Consider the following 16,630-nt stretch of genomic DNA (forward strand, 5'->3'; position numbering starts at 1 on the left):
CCTCCGCCGTGTCCGCCCTACACGGTAGTCACCCGAGCCAACCCGTGCTTGGGCGGTTCGCCACGCCGGGTCGGTCGCACCAACGGCGACCGACCCGGGGACAGGCCCTAGCCGCCGTTGCTGGGGCGCGGCGCGTTGATCCGGAACGTCTTGCCCGCGCCCGCGATCCGGTCCACCGCGGCCAGGAACTTGGGGCCCATGGCGGCCCGGGCCTGCACCGCCGGGTGGGTGGCGCCGAAGTCCTCCGGGTTGGCCTGCCCGTCGGCGAAGAGCGCGTAGGTGAGCACCGCCGCGCCGGACCGGTCGAAGATCACACCAGCCTCGTGCCGGGCGTCGCCGTACCAACCGGCCTTCGTGGCGATCCGCGCCCGCTCGTCGGAGGACATGGTGCGCCGAATGCCGTCGGTGAACGCGATCGGGGAGCGCAGCAGACCCAGCAGGTACGTCGTCGAGGCGGGGGAGAGCAGGGTGCCGCCGACCAGGGCCCGCAGCAGGTCGTGCGTCTCCCGGGGAGTGCTGGTGCCGAGGAAGTACCGGTTCGGGTTGGCCACCAACTGGACCTGGGTGTTCGGGAAACCCTTGGCGACCAGGATGGAGTTGATCTCGGCGGCCGGGCAGACCAGCCCGCACAGCCGCACCGACGTGTCGTCGGAGACCGTCAGGAAGGTGGCCAGCACATGCCCGAGGGTCACACTGCTCGGGTACGCGCCGTCCAGGCTGAAGATGCCGTCCCCGCCGGGCACGACGATCTCCGCGGTCACCTCGACCCGCTGGTCCAGGGTGAGCAGCCCCCGGTCGACCTTGTCGAGCACCGCCGTGGCGACCGCGATCTTGTTGACGCTGTACGCCTCGATCCGCCGGTCCGCGTCGGCCTCCACCGAGACCACCGGCGTGCCGGACGGGTCGGCCACGCTGACGTACGCCTGCCAGTTGCCGCCGGCCTCGGCGCTGTGCTTGCTGAAGACGGTGGCGACCCGACGGGCGGCCCGGGCGGGAGTCGTCGGCGCGGCCTCGGTGGCCTCGGCGGCGCTCGCCGGGGCCGCAGCGCCCAACACCGTGCCGGCGGTGGCCATCGTGCCCAACCCGAGCGCCGTTCTGCGGTTCAGTCGCATGATGAATCGTCTCCCCATCGTGGTGCTGCCAGAGCGCTTGCTGGCCCACCACCCTAGGCGAGTTGATCGATGCACGATGGCCCCCGAACCGTTCCGAACAGTCCCGAACAGGTCAGCCGAACCGTCGGCGCAGTGCGGCACCCACCGCACCGACGATCACGACCACCCGACTCACGGTTCGAGCACGACCTTGATGCAGCCGTCCTCCTTCTTCTGGAACATCTCGTACGCCTGCGGCGCCCGCGCCAACGGCAACCGGTGGGTACGCAGGTCCTCCACACCCAGCGGGTCGTCGTCGCCGGCGAGCAGCGGCAGGATCTCGTCAGTCCACCGGCGCACGTGACACTGCCCCATCCGCAACTGGATGCCCCGGTCGAACATCTCCATCAGCGGCATCGGATCGGCCTCGCCGCCGTACACGCCGGAGACCGACACGGTGCCACCGCGGCGAACCGCCTTGACCGCGGCGTGCAGAACGGAGAGACGGTCCACGCCCACCCGGTCGGTCATCGTCTGGGCCAGTTTGTCCGGCAGTAGCCCCACGGCGGTGTGGGCCAGCTTGCCCACCGGCGAACCGTGCGCCTCCATCCCGACCGCGTCGATCACCGCGTCCGGGCCGCGCCCGTCCACCAGGTCGATCAGCGCGCCCGGCACATCGGACAGTTCGCGGACGTCGAGCACCTCGATGCCGTGCCGGCGGGCCAGCTCCAGACGCTCCGGCACCAGGTCCAGCCCGATCACCCGGCCGGCACCGAGATGGCGGCCGATCCGGGCGCAGAACTGGCCCACCGGGCCCAGCCCGAACACGGCCAGAGTGCCGCCGGGCGGAGTGTCCGCGTACGCCACCGCCTGCCAGGCGGTCGGCAGGATGTCGGAAAGGTAGAGGTAACGCTCGTCAGCGCCGGTCTGCGGAATCTTGATCGGCCCGAAGTGGGCCTGCGGGACGCGCAGGTACTCAGCCTGCCCGCCGGGCACCGAACCATAGAGTGCGGTGTAGCCGAACAGGGCCGCGCCCTTGCCCGCACCGGTGACCTGGGTCGTCTCGCACTGCGCGTACAGCTGACGCCGGCACATCCAGCAGCTGCCGCAGGCGATGTTGAACGGCACCACCACCCGATCGCCCGGCTTGAGCCCGGTCACCTCCGACCCGACCTCCTCGACGATGCCCATCGGTTCGTGGCCCAGCACGTCACCGGGCTTCAGGTACGGCCCGAGCACCTCGTACAGGTGCAGGTCCGAGCCACAGATCGCCGTCGACGTGATCTTCACGATCGCGTCGGTCGGCTCCTCGATCCGAGGATCCGGCACCTCCTCGACCCGTACGTCCCGCTTGCCCTGCCAGGTCAGCGCCTTCATGTCCCTCGTCCCCTCTCGCCCTCTCGCGGCCGTCTCGGGAGACTGCTACCCGGGCTCAGACGCTTGAACCGGGTCGCGTTGCGGGGTCCTTCTGGTCTCATCTCTCGGGTTCGTCGGTGGTTGCGGTTGGGGCTGGGGGCGACCGTCCCCGGCTCCGGGCGGTCAGGCTTGATCCCTGCGCCGGGAACGGTCGCCCCCAGCCCGGGATGGCCGCCGCCCGCCCGTCCGCCGCCCGCCCGTCCGGCGCGAGCGCGACCGCAGGACTCGCGCCCTATGCCCCTTTTGTCGAGGCAGCCGCCCGGAGGTCGTCACCCCGTGGCGAGGGTGGCGGTCATGATCGACTCCAGGTCGCCGACATGGCGCTATCCAGGCGGCCGGACACCGCCACATCGGCGATCTGGAGTCGCCCGCCCGCCCGTCCGCGCGCCGCCCGCCCGCTCGCCGGCCGCCCACTCGTCCCGTGGGAGCTCGGCTGCAGGACTCGCGCCCTATGCCCCTTTTGTCGAGGCAGCCGCTCGGAGGCCAGCACCCCTGCCGAAGGCGGCGGCCATGATCCACTCCGGGTCGCCGACATGGCGCTATCCAGGCGGCCGGACACCGCCATGTCGGCGATCTGGAGTGGATCATGTGCCCGCTCGCCGCCCATGCGCCCGCTCGCTCGCTCGTCTGGACATCTGGCTGCTGCCCGTGGGTCCAGCGAATTCGGCTGAGGGACTCGCGCCCTATGCCACTTTTGTCGAGGCAGTCGCCCGGAGGTCGTCACCCCGTGGCGAGGGTGGCGGTCATGATCGACTCCAGGTCGCCGACATGGCGCTATCCAAGCGGCCAGACACCGCCACATCGGCGATCTGGAGTCGATCGCCCGCTCGCCGCCCGCTCGCCGCCCGCTCGCCGCCCGCTCGCCGCCCGCTCGCCGCCCGCTCGCCGCCCGCTCGCCGCCCGCTCGCCGCCCGCTCGCTGGCCGCCCGCCCGCCCGCTCGCCCGTCCGGGCTGAGCCGGGCTGAGCCGGACTGGGTCGGGCTGGGCCGTGTCGGCTTGGGTGGGCACGGGTCGGGCTGGCTTGGTTGGGCACGGGTCGGGTCGGGCTGTGTCGGCTGGGGCCGGGGCTGTGTCGGCTGGGACTGGGCGGGCTGGATCGTGCTCGGATGGGTCGCCCTGCTCGGGCTCGCGCCTCGGCCAGACTCCACCAGCAACTCGACGATCGGAAGCTACCGCCGTACCGCAAAAGGGACCGCAACGAGCGGACGAGCCGGGACCAAGGTCAGGGCTGGGGCGACCGTCCCCGGCGGAGGGATCAAGCCTGACCGCCCGGAGCCGGGGACGGTCGCCCCAGCCCCACCGCAACCACTCGCCGACGCCGCCGAAAGCCGAAAGCCGAAATCGCACGACGCCCAACGCCAGACCGCCGTACCCCCGAGAGGTGCGGGGTACGGCGGTCTGGATGGCGCGGCGGATCTCAGGAGCCGGGGGTGTTGCCGGCTCCCTTGGCGGTGGCCGCGAGGTAGTCGCGGTTGAGGCGGCCGATGGTGTTCAGCGGGATGCCCTTCGGGCAGGCCGGGGTGCATTCGCCGGCGTTGGTGCAGCCGCCGAAGCCGGCCTCGTCGTGCGCGTCGACCATGCCGATCACCCGGGTGTACCGCTCCGGCTGGCCCTGGGGCAGGAGCGAGAGCTGGGTGAGTTTGGCGGCGGTGAAGAGCATGCCGGAGCCGTTCGGGCAGGCTGCTACGCAGGCGCCGCAGCCGATGCAGGCCGCCGCCTCGAAAGCGGCGTCCGCGTTGGCCTTGGCCACCGGGGTGGAGTGCGCCTCGGGCGCGCTGCCGGTCGGCGCGGTGACGTAGCCACCGGCGGCGATGATCTTGTCGAAGGCGTTCCGGTTGACGACCAGGTCCTTGACGACCGGGAAGGCGCTGGCCCGCCACGGTTCGATGTCGATCGTCTCGCCGTCCTTGAACTGCCGCATGTGCAACTGGCACGCCGTGGTGCCGCGCTGCGGCCCGTGCGCGTCCCCGTTGATCATCAGGCCGCACATGCCGCAGATGCCTTCGCGGCAGTCGTGGTCGAACGCCACCGGGTCCTCGCCGGCGAGGATCAGCCGCTCGTTGAGTACGTCGAGCATCTCCAGGAACGACATGTCCGGGGACACGTCGTCGACCGGGTAGGTCACCATCCGACCCTTGTCCTCAGGGCCCTTCTGGCGCCAGATGCGCAGGGTCAGGTTCACTTGTAGCTCCGCTGCGTGGGGTGGACGTATTCGAACTTCAGGTCTTCCTTGTGCAGCACCGAGGGCTCACCGCTGGCGGTGAACTCCCAGGCCGCCACGTACGCGAACCGGTCGTCGTCGCGCTGCGCCTCACCGTCGGGGGTCTGGTGCTCGGCCCGGAAGTGGCCGCCGCAGGACTCCTCGCGGTGCAGGGCGTCGATGCACATCAGCTCGGCCAGTTCGAAGAAGTCGGCGACCCGGCCGGCCTTCTCCAGTGACTGGTTGAGTTCCTCGCCGGTGCCGGACACCTTGACCCGCTCCCAGAACGACTCGCGCAGGGCGCGGATCTCGTCGATCGCCTTGCGCAGCCCGGCCTCGCTGCGTTCCATGCCGCAGTGTTCCCACATGATCTGGCCCAGCTCGCGGTGGAACGAGTCCACGGTCCGGTCGCCGTTGATCGCGAGTAGCCGCTGGATGCGGTCCTCGACGTCGGTGCGGGCCTCGACGGCCGCCGGGTGGCTGGCGTCGACCTTCTCCAACGGGCCCGAGGCCAGGTAGTTGGCGATGGTGGTGGGGAGCACGAAGTAGCCGTCGGCGAGGCCCTGCATCAGCGCCGAGGCGCCGAGGCGGTTCGCGCCGTGGTCGGAGAAGTTCGCCTCGCCGATCACGAACAGGCCGGGGATGCTCGACTGGAGGTCGTAGTCGACCCACAGGCCGCCCATCGTGTAGTGCACGGCGGGGTAGATGCGCATCGGCACCTCGTACGGGTCCTCGCCGGTGATCCGCTCGTACATCTCGAAGAGGTTGCCGTACTTGGCCTCGATGGCCTTGCGGCCCAGCCGGTCGATGGCGTCGGCGAAGTCGAGGTAGACGCCGAGCTTCGTCGGCCCGACGCCCCGGCCCTCGTCGCAGACGTTCTTCGCGGCGCGGGACGCGATGTCGCGGGGGACCAGGTTGCCGAAGGAGGGGTAGATCCGCTCCAGGTAGTAGTCCCGCTCGTCTTCGCCGATGTCCTTCGGGCTGCGGTCGTCGCCCTTGGTCTTCGGCACCCAGACCCGGCCGTCGTTGCGCAGCGACTCGCTCATCAGGGTCAGCTTCGACTGGTGGTCGCCGGAGACTGGGATGCAGGTCGGGTGGATCTGCGTGTAGCAGGGGTTGGCGAAGTACGCGCCCTTGCGGTGGGCCCGCCAGGTGGCGGTGACGTTGCAGCCCTTGGCGTTGGTGGAGAGGTAGAAGACGTTGCCGTAGCCGCCGGAGGCGAGCACCACGGCGTCGGCCATCTCGGTGCTGATCTCGCCGGTGACCAGGTCCCGGACGACGATGCCGCGGGCCTTGCCGTCGACGATGACCAGCTCCAGCATCTCGTGCCGGGCGTTCATCTCGACGTTGCCGAGGCCGATCTGCCGTTCGAGGGCCTGGTACGCGCCGAGCAGCAGTTGCTGGCCCGTCTGGCCCCGGGCGTAGAAGGTGCGCTGCACCTGGGCGCCGCCGAAGGAGCGGGTGTCGAGCAGGCCGCCGTACTCGCGGGCGAACGGCACACCCTGGGCGACGCACTGGTCGATGATGTTGACGGAGACCTCGGCGAGCCGGTGCACGTTCGACTCCCGGGAGCGGAAGTCGCCGCCCTTGACGGTGTCGTAGAACAGCCGGTGCACGGAGTCGCCGTCGTTGCGGTAGTTCTTCGCCGCGTTGATGCCGCCCTGCGCCGCGATGGAGTGCGCCCGGCGCGGGCTGTCCTGGTAGCAGTAGGACTTGACGTGGTAGCCCTGCTCGGCCAGGGTCGCGGCGGCCGAACCGCCGGCCAGGCCGGTGCCCACCACGATCACCGTCATCTTGCGACGGTTGGCGGGGTTGACCAGCTTGGCCTCGAAGCGTCGGGTGTCCCAGCGCTTCTCGATCGGGCCGGCGGGAGCCTTGGTGTCGGCGATCGGGTCGCCCTCGGTGAAGAGTTCCATGTCAGGACACCAATCCGGTGAGTACGGCGAACGGGACCACCAGGTATCCGGCGCAGAGCGCCACGGCGAGGACGAGCGCGCCGGCGCGCGCCCGGCGCTCGCCCCGTGGCGTCTGCTGGCCGAGGCTGCGGAACGCGCTGTACGCGCCGTGGCGCAGGTGGAAGCCGACCGTGACGATCGCCAGGGTGTAGAAGAGCGTGACGTACCAGCGCTCCGGCGCGAAGTCGGCGACGACGTTGCCGTACGGGTTGCTGGCGTCGCCCTGCGGGTTCAGGTGACCGGTGGTCAGGTCCAGGATGTGGTAGATCACGAAGAGCAGGATGATCACGCCACCCCAGCGCATCGTGCGGGCCGCGTAGCTGCCCCGGACCTTCTTGCGGTGGGCGTACTTCACCGGGCGGGCGGCGCGTGCGCGCCGGGCCAGCACGGTGGCGGCGACGATGTGGGCCACCACGGCGACGGTGAGCACGGTGCGCTGGATCCACAGGTACCAGGTGTGGGGCAGTAGTGGCGTGCCGATGTCGCGCAGCCAGTGCGCGTAGTGGTCGAACGAGGTCTCCCCCGTGAAGATCTTCAGGTTCCCCAGCATGTGTACGACGAGGAACAGCACCAGCAGGATGCCCGTCACCGCCATGACGGCCTTGAGGCCGACGTTCGAGCGGATGGGCGACCGAGTTTTCGTGATTACCACAGGACCGACGCTAGGAGCACTTCGATCAGTCGTCCAATGCATCAAAGTCGTAGTGTTGATAGCCGTAAGCTATTTAGATGCAGCTCCATCAGCTCAGGTACTTCGTTGCGGTGGCCGAAGTACGACATTTCACCCAAGCCGCCGATCTGGTCGGCATAACTCAGCCGTCTCTCAGTAAGCAAATTCACGCTCTGGAGGCCGACCTCGGGGCCCCGTTGTTCGAGCGGCTAAGGGGCAACATCGCCCTCACCGCGGCGGGCGAGGTGCTGCTGCCGTTGGCCACCCGGATCCTCGCCGACGTGGAGACCGCGACCCGCGAGGTGCAGGAGTTGGTCGGGCTGCGCCGGGGGCGGGTCCGCCTCGGGGCCACCCCGAGCCTGGCCACCTCGCTCGCCCCGCCGGTGCTGCGCCGGTTCCGCGACGCGCACCCCACCGTCGACCTCCGCGTCGAGGAGAGCGGTTCCCAGGATCTGGTGCGCGACCTGCTCCGCGGCGACCTCGACCTGGCTCTGATCATCATGCCGGCCCAGGGCGCCGACCCCGGCCTGCGCGTCGATCCGATCCTGCGGGAGAGCCTGGTGGTGGCCTCGGTGGGGAAGGTTCCGACCGCGTCGACGGCCGGGGAGTTGCACATCACCGACCTGCGCGGCCAGCCGATGGTCATGTTCCGCGAGGGGTACGACCTGCGCGACGCCACCATCCAGGCGTGTCGCGAGGCGGGCTTCGAGCCGACCTTCGCGGTGGACGGCGGCGAGATGGACGCGGTGCTCAGCTTCGTCGAGGCGGGGCTCGGTATCGCGCTCGTGCCGGGCATCGTGCTGGCCCGCCGGCCGGGCGTGCGGATCACCCCCCTCGCCCCGCCCGGGGTGCGGCGGACCATCGCGGTGGCCCGTCGGCGCGACATCGTGCCGACGCACGCCGGTCGGGAGCTCCGGCGGATCCTGCTCGACTACATACAGTCGGCGATCGACCGTGACGACCTACCGCCGGGTGTGGATCCGCTCTGATCGGTCAGGTTTTCAACCCGCTGGGTTAATTCGTCCTTAAGCCGCCAGTATCACCGTCGGTGTCGATGATGGTCACCTATGGTGGGTTCTTGCATGGGCAAAAGCCCCATTCATCTCAGGAGAGCTCACCGGTGGACGTTCCCCCCGCCGGCAGGGAGGCTATACATGAGAATCCTGGTTACCGGTGGCGCTGGCTTCATCGGGTCGCATTTCGCGCGGAGTCTGCTCGCCGGGCGCTACGTCGGCTTCGAGCACTGCGACGTGACGGTGATCGACAAGCTGACCTACGCCAGTGATCGGGCCAACCTGCCGGCCGCGCACCCCCGCTTGACGTTCGTCCGCGGGGACATCTGCGACCGACAGCTGCTCGCCGACGTGGTGCCGGGGCATGACGCCGTGGTGCACTTCGCCGCCGAGTCCCACGTCGACCGGTCCATCGACGACCCGGCACCGTTCTTCGAAACCAACGTGATGGGCTCGCACCACCTGCTGGCGGCGTGCGCCCGCGGTGGGGTCGGCCGGGTGGTGCACGTCTCCACCGACGAGGTGTACGGCACGATCAGCGAGGGCTCCTGGAACGAGAGCTGCGTGCTGGAGCCCAACTCTCCGTACGCGGCGTCCAAGGCCGCCAGCGACCACGTGGTCCGCTCCTACTGGCGCACGTACGACGTGGACGTGTCGATCACCCGCTGCGCCAACAACTACGGCCCGTACCAGCACGTGGAGAAGGTCATTCCGCGTTTCGTCACCAGCCTGCTCACCGGCCAGGACATCACCCTGCACGGCGACGGCAGCGCGGTCCGCGAGTGGCTGCACGTGGACGACCACTGTCTGGCCATCGCGCTGGTGCTGGCCAAGGGCCGTGCCGGCGAGGTCTACAACATCGGCGGCGACATCGAGCTCACCAACCACGCACTGGCCGAGCGGATCCTCCGGCTGGCCGGTGCCGACTGGGACCGGGTCCGGCATGTGGCGGACCGCAAGGTGCAGGACCAGCGTTACTCGCTGGACTACCGCAAGATCTCCGAAGAGCTCGGCTTCGAGCCGCAGATCCGGTTCGACGACGGGCTGGCCGAGGTCTTCCGCTGGTACCGGGAGAACTGGACCTGGTGGGCGCCGGCCGCCGCGGAGGCCCGCGGCACGGCCCGGACCAACGCCGTTCGCAGCGTCCCGGCCGCCAGGGCGCTTTCCGTCCACTCGCACTGACGGCCTCGGCTCGACCGCCCTTGTGAAACAGGCCCTCGGCCGCTGACCGGGCCCAGCCCGGTCAGCGGCCCTCGGCGTCGTCCATCGCGCGGTAGATCCGCTGCTCAGAGACGGGGTACGGGGTGCCGAGCGCCTGGGCGAAGACGTTCACCCGCAACTCCTCGATCATCCAGCGGATCTGCCGGACGGCCGTCTCCTGCCGGCGTGCCGGCGCCAGGTTGGCGAGCAGGTCGGCGTACTCCTTCTGCACCACCGCGACCCGGTCCTGCTGCTGGCGGTCGCGCTGCGGGTTGCCGCCGAGGCGGTCCAGCCGGCGCTCGATGGCGGTGAGGTAGCGCAGCAGGTCGGGCAGCCGGGCGTACCCGGTCTCGGTGATGAAACCCGCGTGCACCAGCCCGGCGAGCTGGTTGCGGATGTCGGCCAGCGCGGCCACCACGGCGAGGTTGCGGGTGGCGCCGAGCCGCTGCTCCACGGTGTACGCGGCGGCGAGGACCTTGCGAACCCGGTCCATCACCTCGACCACGGTGTCGACCAGGTCGGCGCGGACCTTGTCGCGCAGAGCCGCGAACCCGTCGGCGTCCCAGGCCGGCCCGCCGGCGGCACCGATCAGCCGGTCGATGGCCGCGCCCGCCGCGTCCTCGATCAACTCCTGCACGCCGCCGTGCGGGTTGCGGCTCAGCGCCAGCTTCGCCTCGTTGCTCAGCCGCCCCTGCAAAAACCGCGCCGGGGACGGCACGGTGAGCCGCAGCAGCCGGCGGGTGCCGGCCCAGTGCGACGCCTCCGCCTCGGCGGGGGAGTCGAACACCTTCACCCCCACGGTGGCGCCCTCGTCGACCAGCGCCGGGTACGCGGTCACCGCGTATCCGGCGCGGACCTGCTCGATGGTCCGCGGCAGGGTGCCGATGCTCCACTCGCGCAGCCCGGTACGGGCCACCTCCGGCGCGGCGGCCGCCACCACCTGGCGTACCTCCTGGCGGAGTTGACGTTGCAGGGCCGGCAGGTCCTTGCCCTCGGCGACCGGCTTCTCGTCGTCGCCCAGCACCCGGAACGTGACCCGGAGGTGCGCGGGGAGCTTGCCCGGCTCCCAGGCGTCGCGCGGCACGGTCACACCTGTCATCCGGCGCAGCTCCCGGGTGAGCGCGTCCAGCAGCGACTCCTCCCCGGGCTTGATCGCCGCGAGCGCGGCCCGGGCGTAGTCCGGCACCGGTACGAAGTTGCGGCGTACCGCCTTGGGCAGCGAGCGGATCAGCGCGATCACCGTCTCCTCGCGCAGCCCCGGCACCTGCCAGTCGAAGCTCTCCGCCGGCACCTGGTTGAGCAGCGGCAGCGGGATGTCCACGGTGACGCCGTCGGTCGGTGTGCCCGGCTCGAAGCGGTAGGTGAGCGGCAGGCTCACCCCGTCGGCCTGCCACTCGTCCGGGTAGTCGCTCTCGTCGACCCCCGGCCGGCCGTCGTTGACCAGCACGTCCCGGGTGAAGGTGAGCAGGTCGGGCCGTTCCCGGCGGGTCGTCTTCCACCAGCTGTCGAAGTGCCGGCCGGAGGACACGTCGGCCGGGATCCGCTGGTCGTAGAAGCCGAAGATGGTTTCGTCGTCGACCAGGATGTCCCGGCGTCGGGCCCGGCTCTCCAACTCCTCGATCTCGGCGAGCAGCCGCTTGTTGTCCGACCAGAACTGGTGATGGGTCTGCCAGTCGCCCTCGACGAGGGCGTGCCGGATGAACAGCTCCCGGCTCAGCGTCGGATCGATCCGCCCGAAGTTGACCTTGCGGGAGGTGACCAGCGGGACGCCGTACAGGGTGACCTTCTCGTAGGCCATCACCGCGGCCTGCTTCTTCTCCCAGTGCGGCTCGCTGTAGCTGCGCTTGACCAGGTGCTGCGCCAGCGGCTCGACCCACTCCGGTTCGACCCGGCCGGCGATCCGGCCCCAGAGCCGGGAGGTCTCCACCAACTCGGCGGCCATCACCCAGCGCGGCGGCTTCTTGAACAGCGCCGAGCCGGGGAAGACGGCGAACTTCGCGCCCCGCGCGCCCAGGTACTCGTGTTTCTGCGCGTCCTTCAGACCGATGTGGGACAGCAGGCCGGGCAGCAGCGACTGGTGCACCTTCGGGGTGTCGATCTCCTCCGGCAGGTCCGCGCCGCCCCGGCGGCTCTCGCCCCGGCCGGCGTCCGCGTCGCCCGAGGTGTCGCGCGCCGACCGCCCACCGCGCCGGTCGCCGTCGGCCGGGGTACGCAGCACCTGGCGCAGTTGACTGACGATGTCCTGCCATTCGCGGATCCGCAGGTAGTTCAGGTACTCCGCCTTGCACATCCGGCGGAACGCGCTGGAGGACAACGCCCGCTGCTGCTCCCGCAGGTAACGCCAGAGGTTGAGGAAGGCGACGAAGTCCGATTCCTTGTCGGCGAACCGGGCGTGCGCCTGGTCGGCCTGGGCCTGCTTCTCGGCCGGCCGCTCCCGCGGGTCCTGGATGGAGAGCGCGGCGGCGATCACCAACACCTCGGTGGCGCAGCCGTTGCGCTCGCCCTCGACCACCATCCGGGCCAGCCGCGGGTCGACCGGCAACTGGGCCAGGCGCCGGCCCAGCGTGGTGAGCCGCTTCGCCGGGTCGGCCTCGGTCGGGTCCAACGCGCCCAGCTCGTGCAGCAGGTTGACGCCGTCGGTGATGTTGCGCCGGTCCGGTGGGTCGATGAACGGGAACGCGGCGAGGTCGCCCAGCCCGATCGCGGTCATCTGCAGGATGACCGACGCCAGGTTGGTGCGCAGGATCTCCGGGTCGGTGAACTCGGGCCGGGATCCGAAGTCCTGCTCGTCGTAGAGGCGGATGCAGATGCCGTCCGAGGTGCGGCCGCAGCGGCCCTTGCGCTGGTTGGCCGACGCCTGGGAGATCGGCTCGATCGGCAGCCGCTGCACCTTGAGGCGGCTGGAGTAGCGGGAGATGCGGGCGGTGCCCGGGTCGACCACGTACTTGATGCCGGGCACGGTCAGCGAGGTCTCCGCGACGTTGGTGGCGAGCACCACCCGGCGCGAGTTGTGCGCGGCGAAGACCCGGTGCTGCTCGGCGCTGGAGAGTCGCGCGTACAGCGGCAGGATCTCGGTGCCGAGCAGCGAGCGTTTCGTCTGCACCAGTTTGCCGAGCGCGTCCGCGGTGTCCCGAATCTCCCGTTCACCGCTGAGGAAGACCAGGATGTCGCCGGGACCCTCGGCGGCCAACTCCTCGACGGCGTCGCCGATCGCCTGGATCTGGTCGCGGACGGTCTCCTCGTCGCCCTCGCCGTCGCCGTCCTCCTCGCCCTCGGCGAGTTCGAGCAGCGGCCGGTAGCGGACCTCCACCGGGTAGGTCCGCCCGGAGACCTCGACCACCGGCGCCGGTACGCCCTCCGGCTCGTCGGCGGTGGGTGGGCCGGCGAAGTGGCGGGCGAACCGGTCGGTCTCGATGGTCGCCGAGGTGATGATCACCTTGAGGTCGGGTCGCCGGGGGAGCAGCTCCCGCAGGTACCCGAGGATGAAGTCGATGTTGAGGCTGCGCTCGTGCGCCTCGTCAATGATCAACGTGTCGTACTGGCGGAGCATCCGGTCGGTCTGCAGCTCGGCCAGCAGGATGCCGTCGGTCATCAACTTGACCAGGCTGCGTTCGCTGACCTGATCGGTGAAGCGCACCTTGTAGCCGACCACGTCACCCAACTCGGTGCCCAGCTCGTCGGCGATCCGGTCGGCCACCGTCCGGGCCGCCAACCGCCGAGGCTGGGTGTGCCCGATCAGGCCGTGCACCCCCCGCCCCAACTCCAGGCAGATCTTGGGCAGCTGGGTCGTCTTGCCGGAACCGGTCTCGCCCGCCACGATCACCACCTGGTGATCACGGATGGCGGCGGCGATGTCGTCCTTGCGCTCACTGACCGGCAAGCCCGCCGGGTACGTGATCACGGGCACCGCCGCCCGCCGGGCGGCCAGGCGCTGTTCGGCTCGTTCGACCTCGGCGGTGATCTCGGTCAACGCCGACTCCCGGCGCTGCGGGTCACGCAGCTTCCGGGCACCGTCCAGCCGCCGCTGGAGCCGACGCTGGTCGCGGAACATCAGAGCGGAGAGACGGCGGTGCAACTCGCGAACCGGGTCGGTCGCGGCGGAGGCGGTTGGATTCTGCATGTCGTGCCCAAGGATAGGCAGCCCGGCGGCGCACCGCCTGCGGGTTATCGCCCGGCCGGCCCTCCCGGGTTGTCGCCCGGCCGGCCCTTCGACGGCCGGGCCGGGGACCTAGAGTTGGCGGCCGACGTTCGAGTGCTGGGGGGCCGGGATGACGATGCGGGACACCGACCGGGCGTTGGTGCAGGCCGCCACGGCGGTTTCCAAACTGCGTTGCCGCAGCCAGAGGCACACCGTCGCGTCGGCCGTCCGGACCGCCGACGGGCGGGTCTTCACGGGTGTGAACGTCCACCACACCGCCGGCGGGTCCTGCGCCGAGCTGGTCGTGATCGGCACCGCCGCGACGCAGGGCGTGACGGAGCTGGAGACGATCGTCACGGTGGCCGATCGGGGCCGTGAGGTCGCCGCGCCGTGTGCGGGGTGCCGGCAGGTGCTGCGGGACCACTTCCCGTCCCTGCGGGTGATCGTCGGCGAGCTGGACGCCCTGCGGGTGGTCGAGATCGGCGAGCTGCCCGGCTGACGTCAGTCGCCGGTCGCCGCCTCCAGCATCGACCGGGGCAGCGGGACGCCCTCGAACCGCACGTTGCCCTCCGGCACCATCCAGCTCATCACCTGGACGGCCAGCCGTCCGGCACGCACCGCCGGGTCGTTGGCGTAGAGAGCGCGCGCATCGTCCGGGGCGATGGAGAGCACGACGAAACCCCGCAGCCGGTCGTCGTCGGGGTGCAGGAACGGCCCGGTCGCCAGCACCAGCCCCTGCTCCACGAGCCCCGCCTGGTGGGCCAGGTGCGCGTCCTGCAACCGGTCGATCGCGTCCTGCGGCAGCTCCGGCGGGTCCGCTGGTCGGGCCAGGAGGACGACCGTGTGCTGGTCGAATCGCATGTCCACACCCTATGACGCTAATGTCCCTCTTCTGGGTGTCATTGGCCCTTCTGTCGCACCTGTTCCCGTCCGCGAAACTCATTCTCTTATCGAGGATCGGACGCGAAGGGGAGATGTGACATGGTCACCAGACGAGGGCTGCTCGCCGCCGGTGCCGCCGGTGGCGCCGGGCTGCTGGTCCCGGCGGGTTCCACGGCCGCGGGCCGCACGCTGGCCGGGACGGCGACGCTGCACGCCGCCGACATCCCGAAGTACGTCGCGCCGCTGCGGATCCCACCCGCCATGCCAGCGGTGTCGTCCGGTCCGGAGCGGGACACGTACGTGATCGCGGTGCGACAGTTCCGCCAGCAGATCCTGCCGCCGTCCTGGCCGCGTACGACGGTGTGGGGTTACGGCTCCACGGGCCATCCCGGCAGCTTCGGCTACCCGGCGCCCAGCATCGTGGCGCGGGTGAACCACCCGGTCCGCGTGACCTGGGTCAACCAGCTCGTCGACGGTCGGGGTGACTTCCTGCCGCACCTGCTGCCGGTCGACCCCACGCTGCACTGGGCCAACCCGGCCGGCGGAAACACGGATCGGGACCAGCACGGCCACCGTGACGGCGACCCGCGGGGATACCGCGGGCCGGTGCCCCAGGTGGTGCATCTGCACGGTGGGCACAGCGCGCAGGAGAGCGACGGGCACTCCGAGGCGTGGTTCCTGCCGGTGGCGCGCGACCTGCCGTCCGACTTCGCCGTCTGCGGCAGCGCGTACGACGAGTTCCGGTCCCGCTTCGGCGAGCGTTCGAGCCTGCGCTGGGCGCCGGGCTCGGCCACCTTCGAGTACGCCAACGACCAGGCGCCCGCCACCCTCTGGTACCACGACCACACGTTGGGGGTCACCGCCCAGAACGTCTACGCCGGGCCGGCCGGGTTCTACCTCCTCGGCGGCGCCGGCGACCTGCCGGACGGGGTGCTGCCCGGCCCGGGGCCGGCACACGACGACCCGCCGGACGCCCGCTACCACGACATTCCGCTGATGATCCAGGACCGGAGCTTCACCGCCGGCGGTGACCTGCTCTACCCCGGCGGGCACTCGTCGCCCGGCACCGGCTCCACCATCGTGGTCAACGGCCGCACCTGGCCCAGCCTGACGGTGCAGCGGCGGCGCTACCGGTTCCGCCTGCTCAACGGCTGCAACAACCGCTTCCTGCTGCTGAGCGTGGCCGCCCATGCCACGGCGCGACCGGCCCGCCCGGTGCTGCCGATCTGGCAGATCGGCAGTGACGGCGGGTTCCTGCCCGAGCCGGTGTCACACGAACGCGTGACCCTCGGCCCCGCCCAGCGGGCCGACGTCATCGTCGACTTCACCGACGTGCCCGCTGGCACCGAGCTTTACCTCGTCAACGAGGGGCCCGACTGGGCGTACCGCGGTGGCCGGCCCGGGGTGGACTTCCCGCCGGCCGACCCGCGGACCACCGGGCAGGTGCTGCGCTTCGTGGTCACCGAGGCGACCGGCCCGGATCCGAGTGTGCCGCCGGAGCAGTTGCGGCTGCCGGCACCTCCCCAGCTGCCGGCGGCCGACCGGGTACGGCGGTTGTCGCTCAACGAGCGGATGTCCGGCCCGTCGGGGTCGATGGTGATGTTGCTCGGCACCCTCGACGAACGTGGCCGGGGTCGGCCGATGCGCTGGAGCGACCCGGTGACCGAGCAACCCACCCTGGGCGCCACCGAGGTGTGGGAGGTGCGCAACTTCACCCGGCTCGCCCATCCGATCCACCTGCACCAGGCCCAGTTCGAGGTGCTCGGCCGCGGGCATTCGGGCCGGGTGCAGCCGGCTGCGGGGGAGCGGGGGCGGATGGACACGGTGCTCGCGTACCCGTGGGAGGTGACCCGGATCAAGGCGCAGTTCGACCTGCCGGGTCGCTACGCCTGGCACTGTCACCTGTTGGAACACGAGGACAACGAGATGATGCGGCCGCTGAACGTGCTGCCGCGCGGTGGTGCGGAGGCCGGGGGCGGTGGCTCGCTGGGCACGCCCCCGGAAGCCGGAACGGCATCGACAGACGTCGGTTAGGCCACTTTCCGCAGGTCGGCTAAGGTTAGGC

General features: G+C 70.9%; 11 protein-coding genes. 4 read left to right on the plus strand and 7 right to left on the minus strand.

The features are described 5' to 3' along the window. Positions 1-107: 107 nt before the first annotated feature. From C7C45_RS02640 to C7C45_RS02660, 5 genes are all read right to left on the minus strand, one after another. Complete coding sequence (locus C7C45_RS02640) at positions 108-1,112, minus strand: serine hydrolase (RefSeq protein ID WP_110562006.1); 1,005 nt, start codon at positions 1,110-1,112, stop codon at positions 108-110. 171 nt (positions 1,113-1,283) lie between these two features. Next, complete coding sequence (locus C7C45_RS02645; protein ID WP_110562007.1) at positions 1,284-2,468, minus strand: zinc-dependent alcohol dehydrogenase; 1,185 nt, start codon at positions 2,466-2,468, stop codon at positions 1,284-1,286. A 1,456-nt stretch (positions 2,469-3,924) separates the two neighbouring features. After that, positions 3,925-4,689, minus strand: a complete 765-nt coding sequence (locus tag C7C45_RS02650; protein ID WP_110562008.1) for a succinate dehydrogenase/fumarate reductase iron-sulfur subunit — start codon at positions 4,687-4,689, stop codon at positions 3,925-3,927. Further along, a complete protein-coding gene (locus tag C7C45_RS02655) occupies positions 4,686-6,623 on the minus strand; it encodes a fumarate reductase/succinate dehydrogenase flavoprotein subunit (RefSeq protein ID WP_110562009.1) in 1,938 nt (645 codons plus the stop codon). Before C7C45_RS02655 ends, C7C45_RS02650 begins: the two co-directional genes overlap by 4 nt. A 1-nt stretch (position 6,624) precedes the next feature. Further along, complete coding sequence (locus C7C45_RS02660; RefSeq protein ID WP_110562069.1) at positions 6,625-7,308, minus strand: succinate dehydrogenase cytochrome b subunit; 684 nt, start codon at positions 7,306-7,308, stop codon at positions 6,625-6,627. Positions 7,309-7,391: 83 nt separating this feature from the next. Between C7C45_RS02660 and C7C45_RS02665 the strand changes: the two genes are divergently transcribed. Both C7C45_RS02665 and rfbB read left to right on the plus strand, forming a co-directional pair. Further along, positions 7,392-8,321, plus strand: coding sequence for a LysR family transcriptional regulator (locus tag C7C45_RS02665; RefSeq protein ID WP_110562010.1), 930 nt, complete (start codon positions 7,392-7,394; stop codon positions 8,319-8,321). Positions 8,322-8,486: 165 nt separating this feature from the next. Then, a complete protein-coding gene (gene rfbB / locus C7C45_RS02670; protein WP_110562011.1) occupies positions 8,487-9,527 on the plus strand; it encodes a dTDP-glucose 4,6-dehydratase in 1,041 nt (346 codons plus the stop codon). Between the two features lie 61 nt (positions 9,528-9,588). Here rfbB and hrpA read toward each other — a convergent pair whose 3' ends face one another. Then, entirely contained in the window at positions 9,589-13,665 is a 4,077-nt protein-coding gene (hrpA, locus tag C7C45_RS02675; RefSeq protein ID WP_110562012.1) for an ATP-dependent RNA helicase HrpA, read from the minus strand. Positions 13,666-13,813: 148 nt separating this feature from the next. On the opposite strand from hrpA, the gene C7C45_RS02680 reads away from it, so the two are divergent. Continuing rightward, entirely contained in the window at positions 13,814-14,182 is a 369-nt protein-coding gene (locus C7C45_RS02680) for a cytidine/deoxycytidylate deaminase family protein (RefSeq protein WP_110562013.1), read from the plus strand. 2 nt (positions 14,183-14,184) lie between these two features. Here C7C45_RS02680 and C7C45_RS02685 read toward each other — a convergent pair whose 3' ends face one another. Next, positions 14,185-14,544: a YciI family protein gene (locus tag C7C45_RS02685; RefSeq protein WP_110562070.1), complete on the minus strand. Its 360-nt coding sequence runs from the start codon at positions 14,542-14,544 to the stop codon at positions 14,185-14,187. Between the two features lie 120 nt (positions 14,545-14,664). On the opposite strand from C7C45_RS02685, the gene C7C45_RS02690 reads away from it, so the two are divergent. Beyond that, positions 14,665-16,599 (plus strand): multicopper oxidase family protein, encoded by a 1,935-nt coding sequence (locus C7C45_RS02690; RefSeq protein ID WP_110562014.1) that lies wholly within the window; start codon positions 14,665-14,667, stop codon positions 16,597-16,599. Positions 16,600-16,630 lie beyond the last annotated feature (31 nt).

Origin of the sequence: Micromonospora arborensis (assembly GCF_003205615.1) — a bacterium.
In the GTDB taxonomy this organism is placed as follows: domain Bacteria; phylum Actinomycetota; class Actinomycetes; order Mycobacteriales; family Micromonosporaceae; genus Micromonospora; species Micromonospora arborensis.

Bases quoted from the DNA above. Each gene is read 5' to 3' on its own strand.
- C7C45_RS02640 (WP_110562006.1), bottom strand. From the start codon at position 1,112: ATGCGACTGAACCGCAGAACGGCGCTCGGGTTGGGCACGATGGCCACC.
- C7C45_RS02645 (WP_110562007.1), bottom strand. From the start codon at position 2,468: ATGAAGGCGCTGACCTGGCAGGGCAAGCGGGACGTACGGGTCGAGGAG.
- C7C45_RS02655 (WP_110562009.1), bottom strand. From the start codon at position 6,623: ATGGAACTCTTCACCGAGGGCGACCCGATCGCCGACACCAAGGCTCCC.
- C7C45_RS02665 (WP_110562010.1), top strand. From the start codon at position 7,392: ATGCAGCTCCATCAGCTCAGGTACTTCGTTGCGGTGGCCGAAGTACGA.
- rfbB (WP_110562011.1), top strand. From the start codon at position 8,487: ATGAGAATCCTGGTTACCGGTGGCGCTGGCTTCATCGGGTCGCATTTC.
- hrpA (WP_110562012.1), bottom strand. From the start codon at position 13,665: ATGCAGAATCCAACCGCCTCCGCCGCGACCGACCCGGTTCGCGAGTTG.
- C7C45_RS02680 (WP_110562013.1), top strand. From the start codon at position 13,814: ATGACGATGCGGGACACCGACCGGGCGTTGGTGCAGGCCGCCACGGCG.
- C7C45_RS02685 (WP_110562070.1), bottom strand. From the start codon at position 14,544: ATGCGATTCGACCAGCACACGGTCGTCCTCCTGGCCCGACCAGCGGAC.
- C7C45_RS02690 (WP_110562014.1), top strand. From the start codon at position 14,665: ATGGTCACCAGACGAGGGCTGCTCGCCGCCGGTGCCGCCGGTGGCGCC.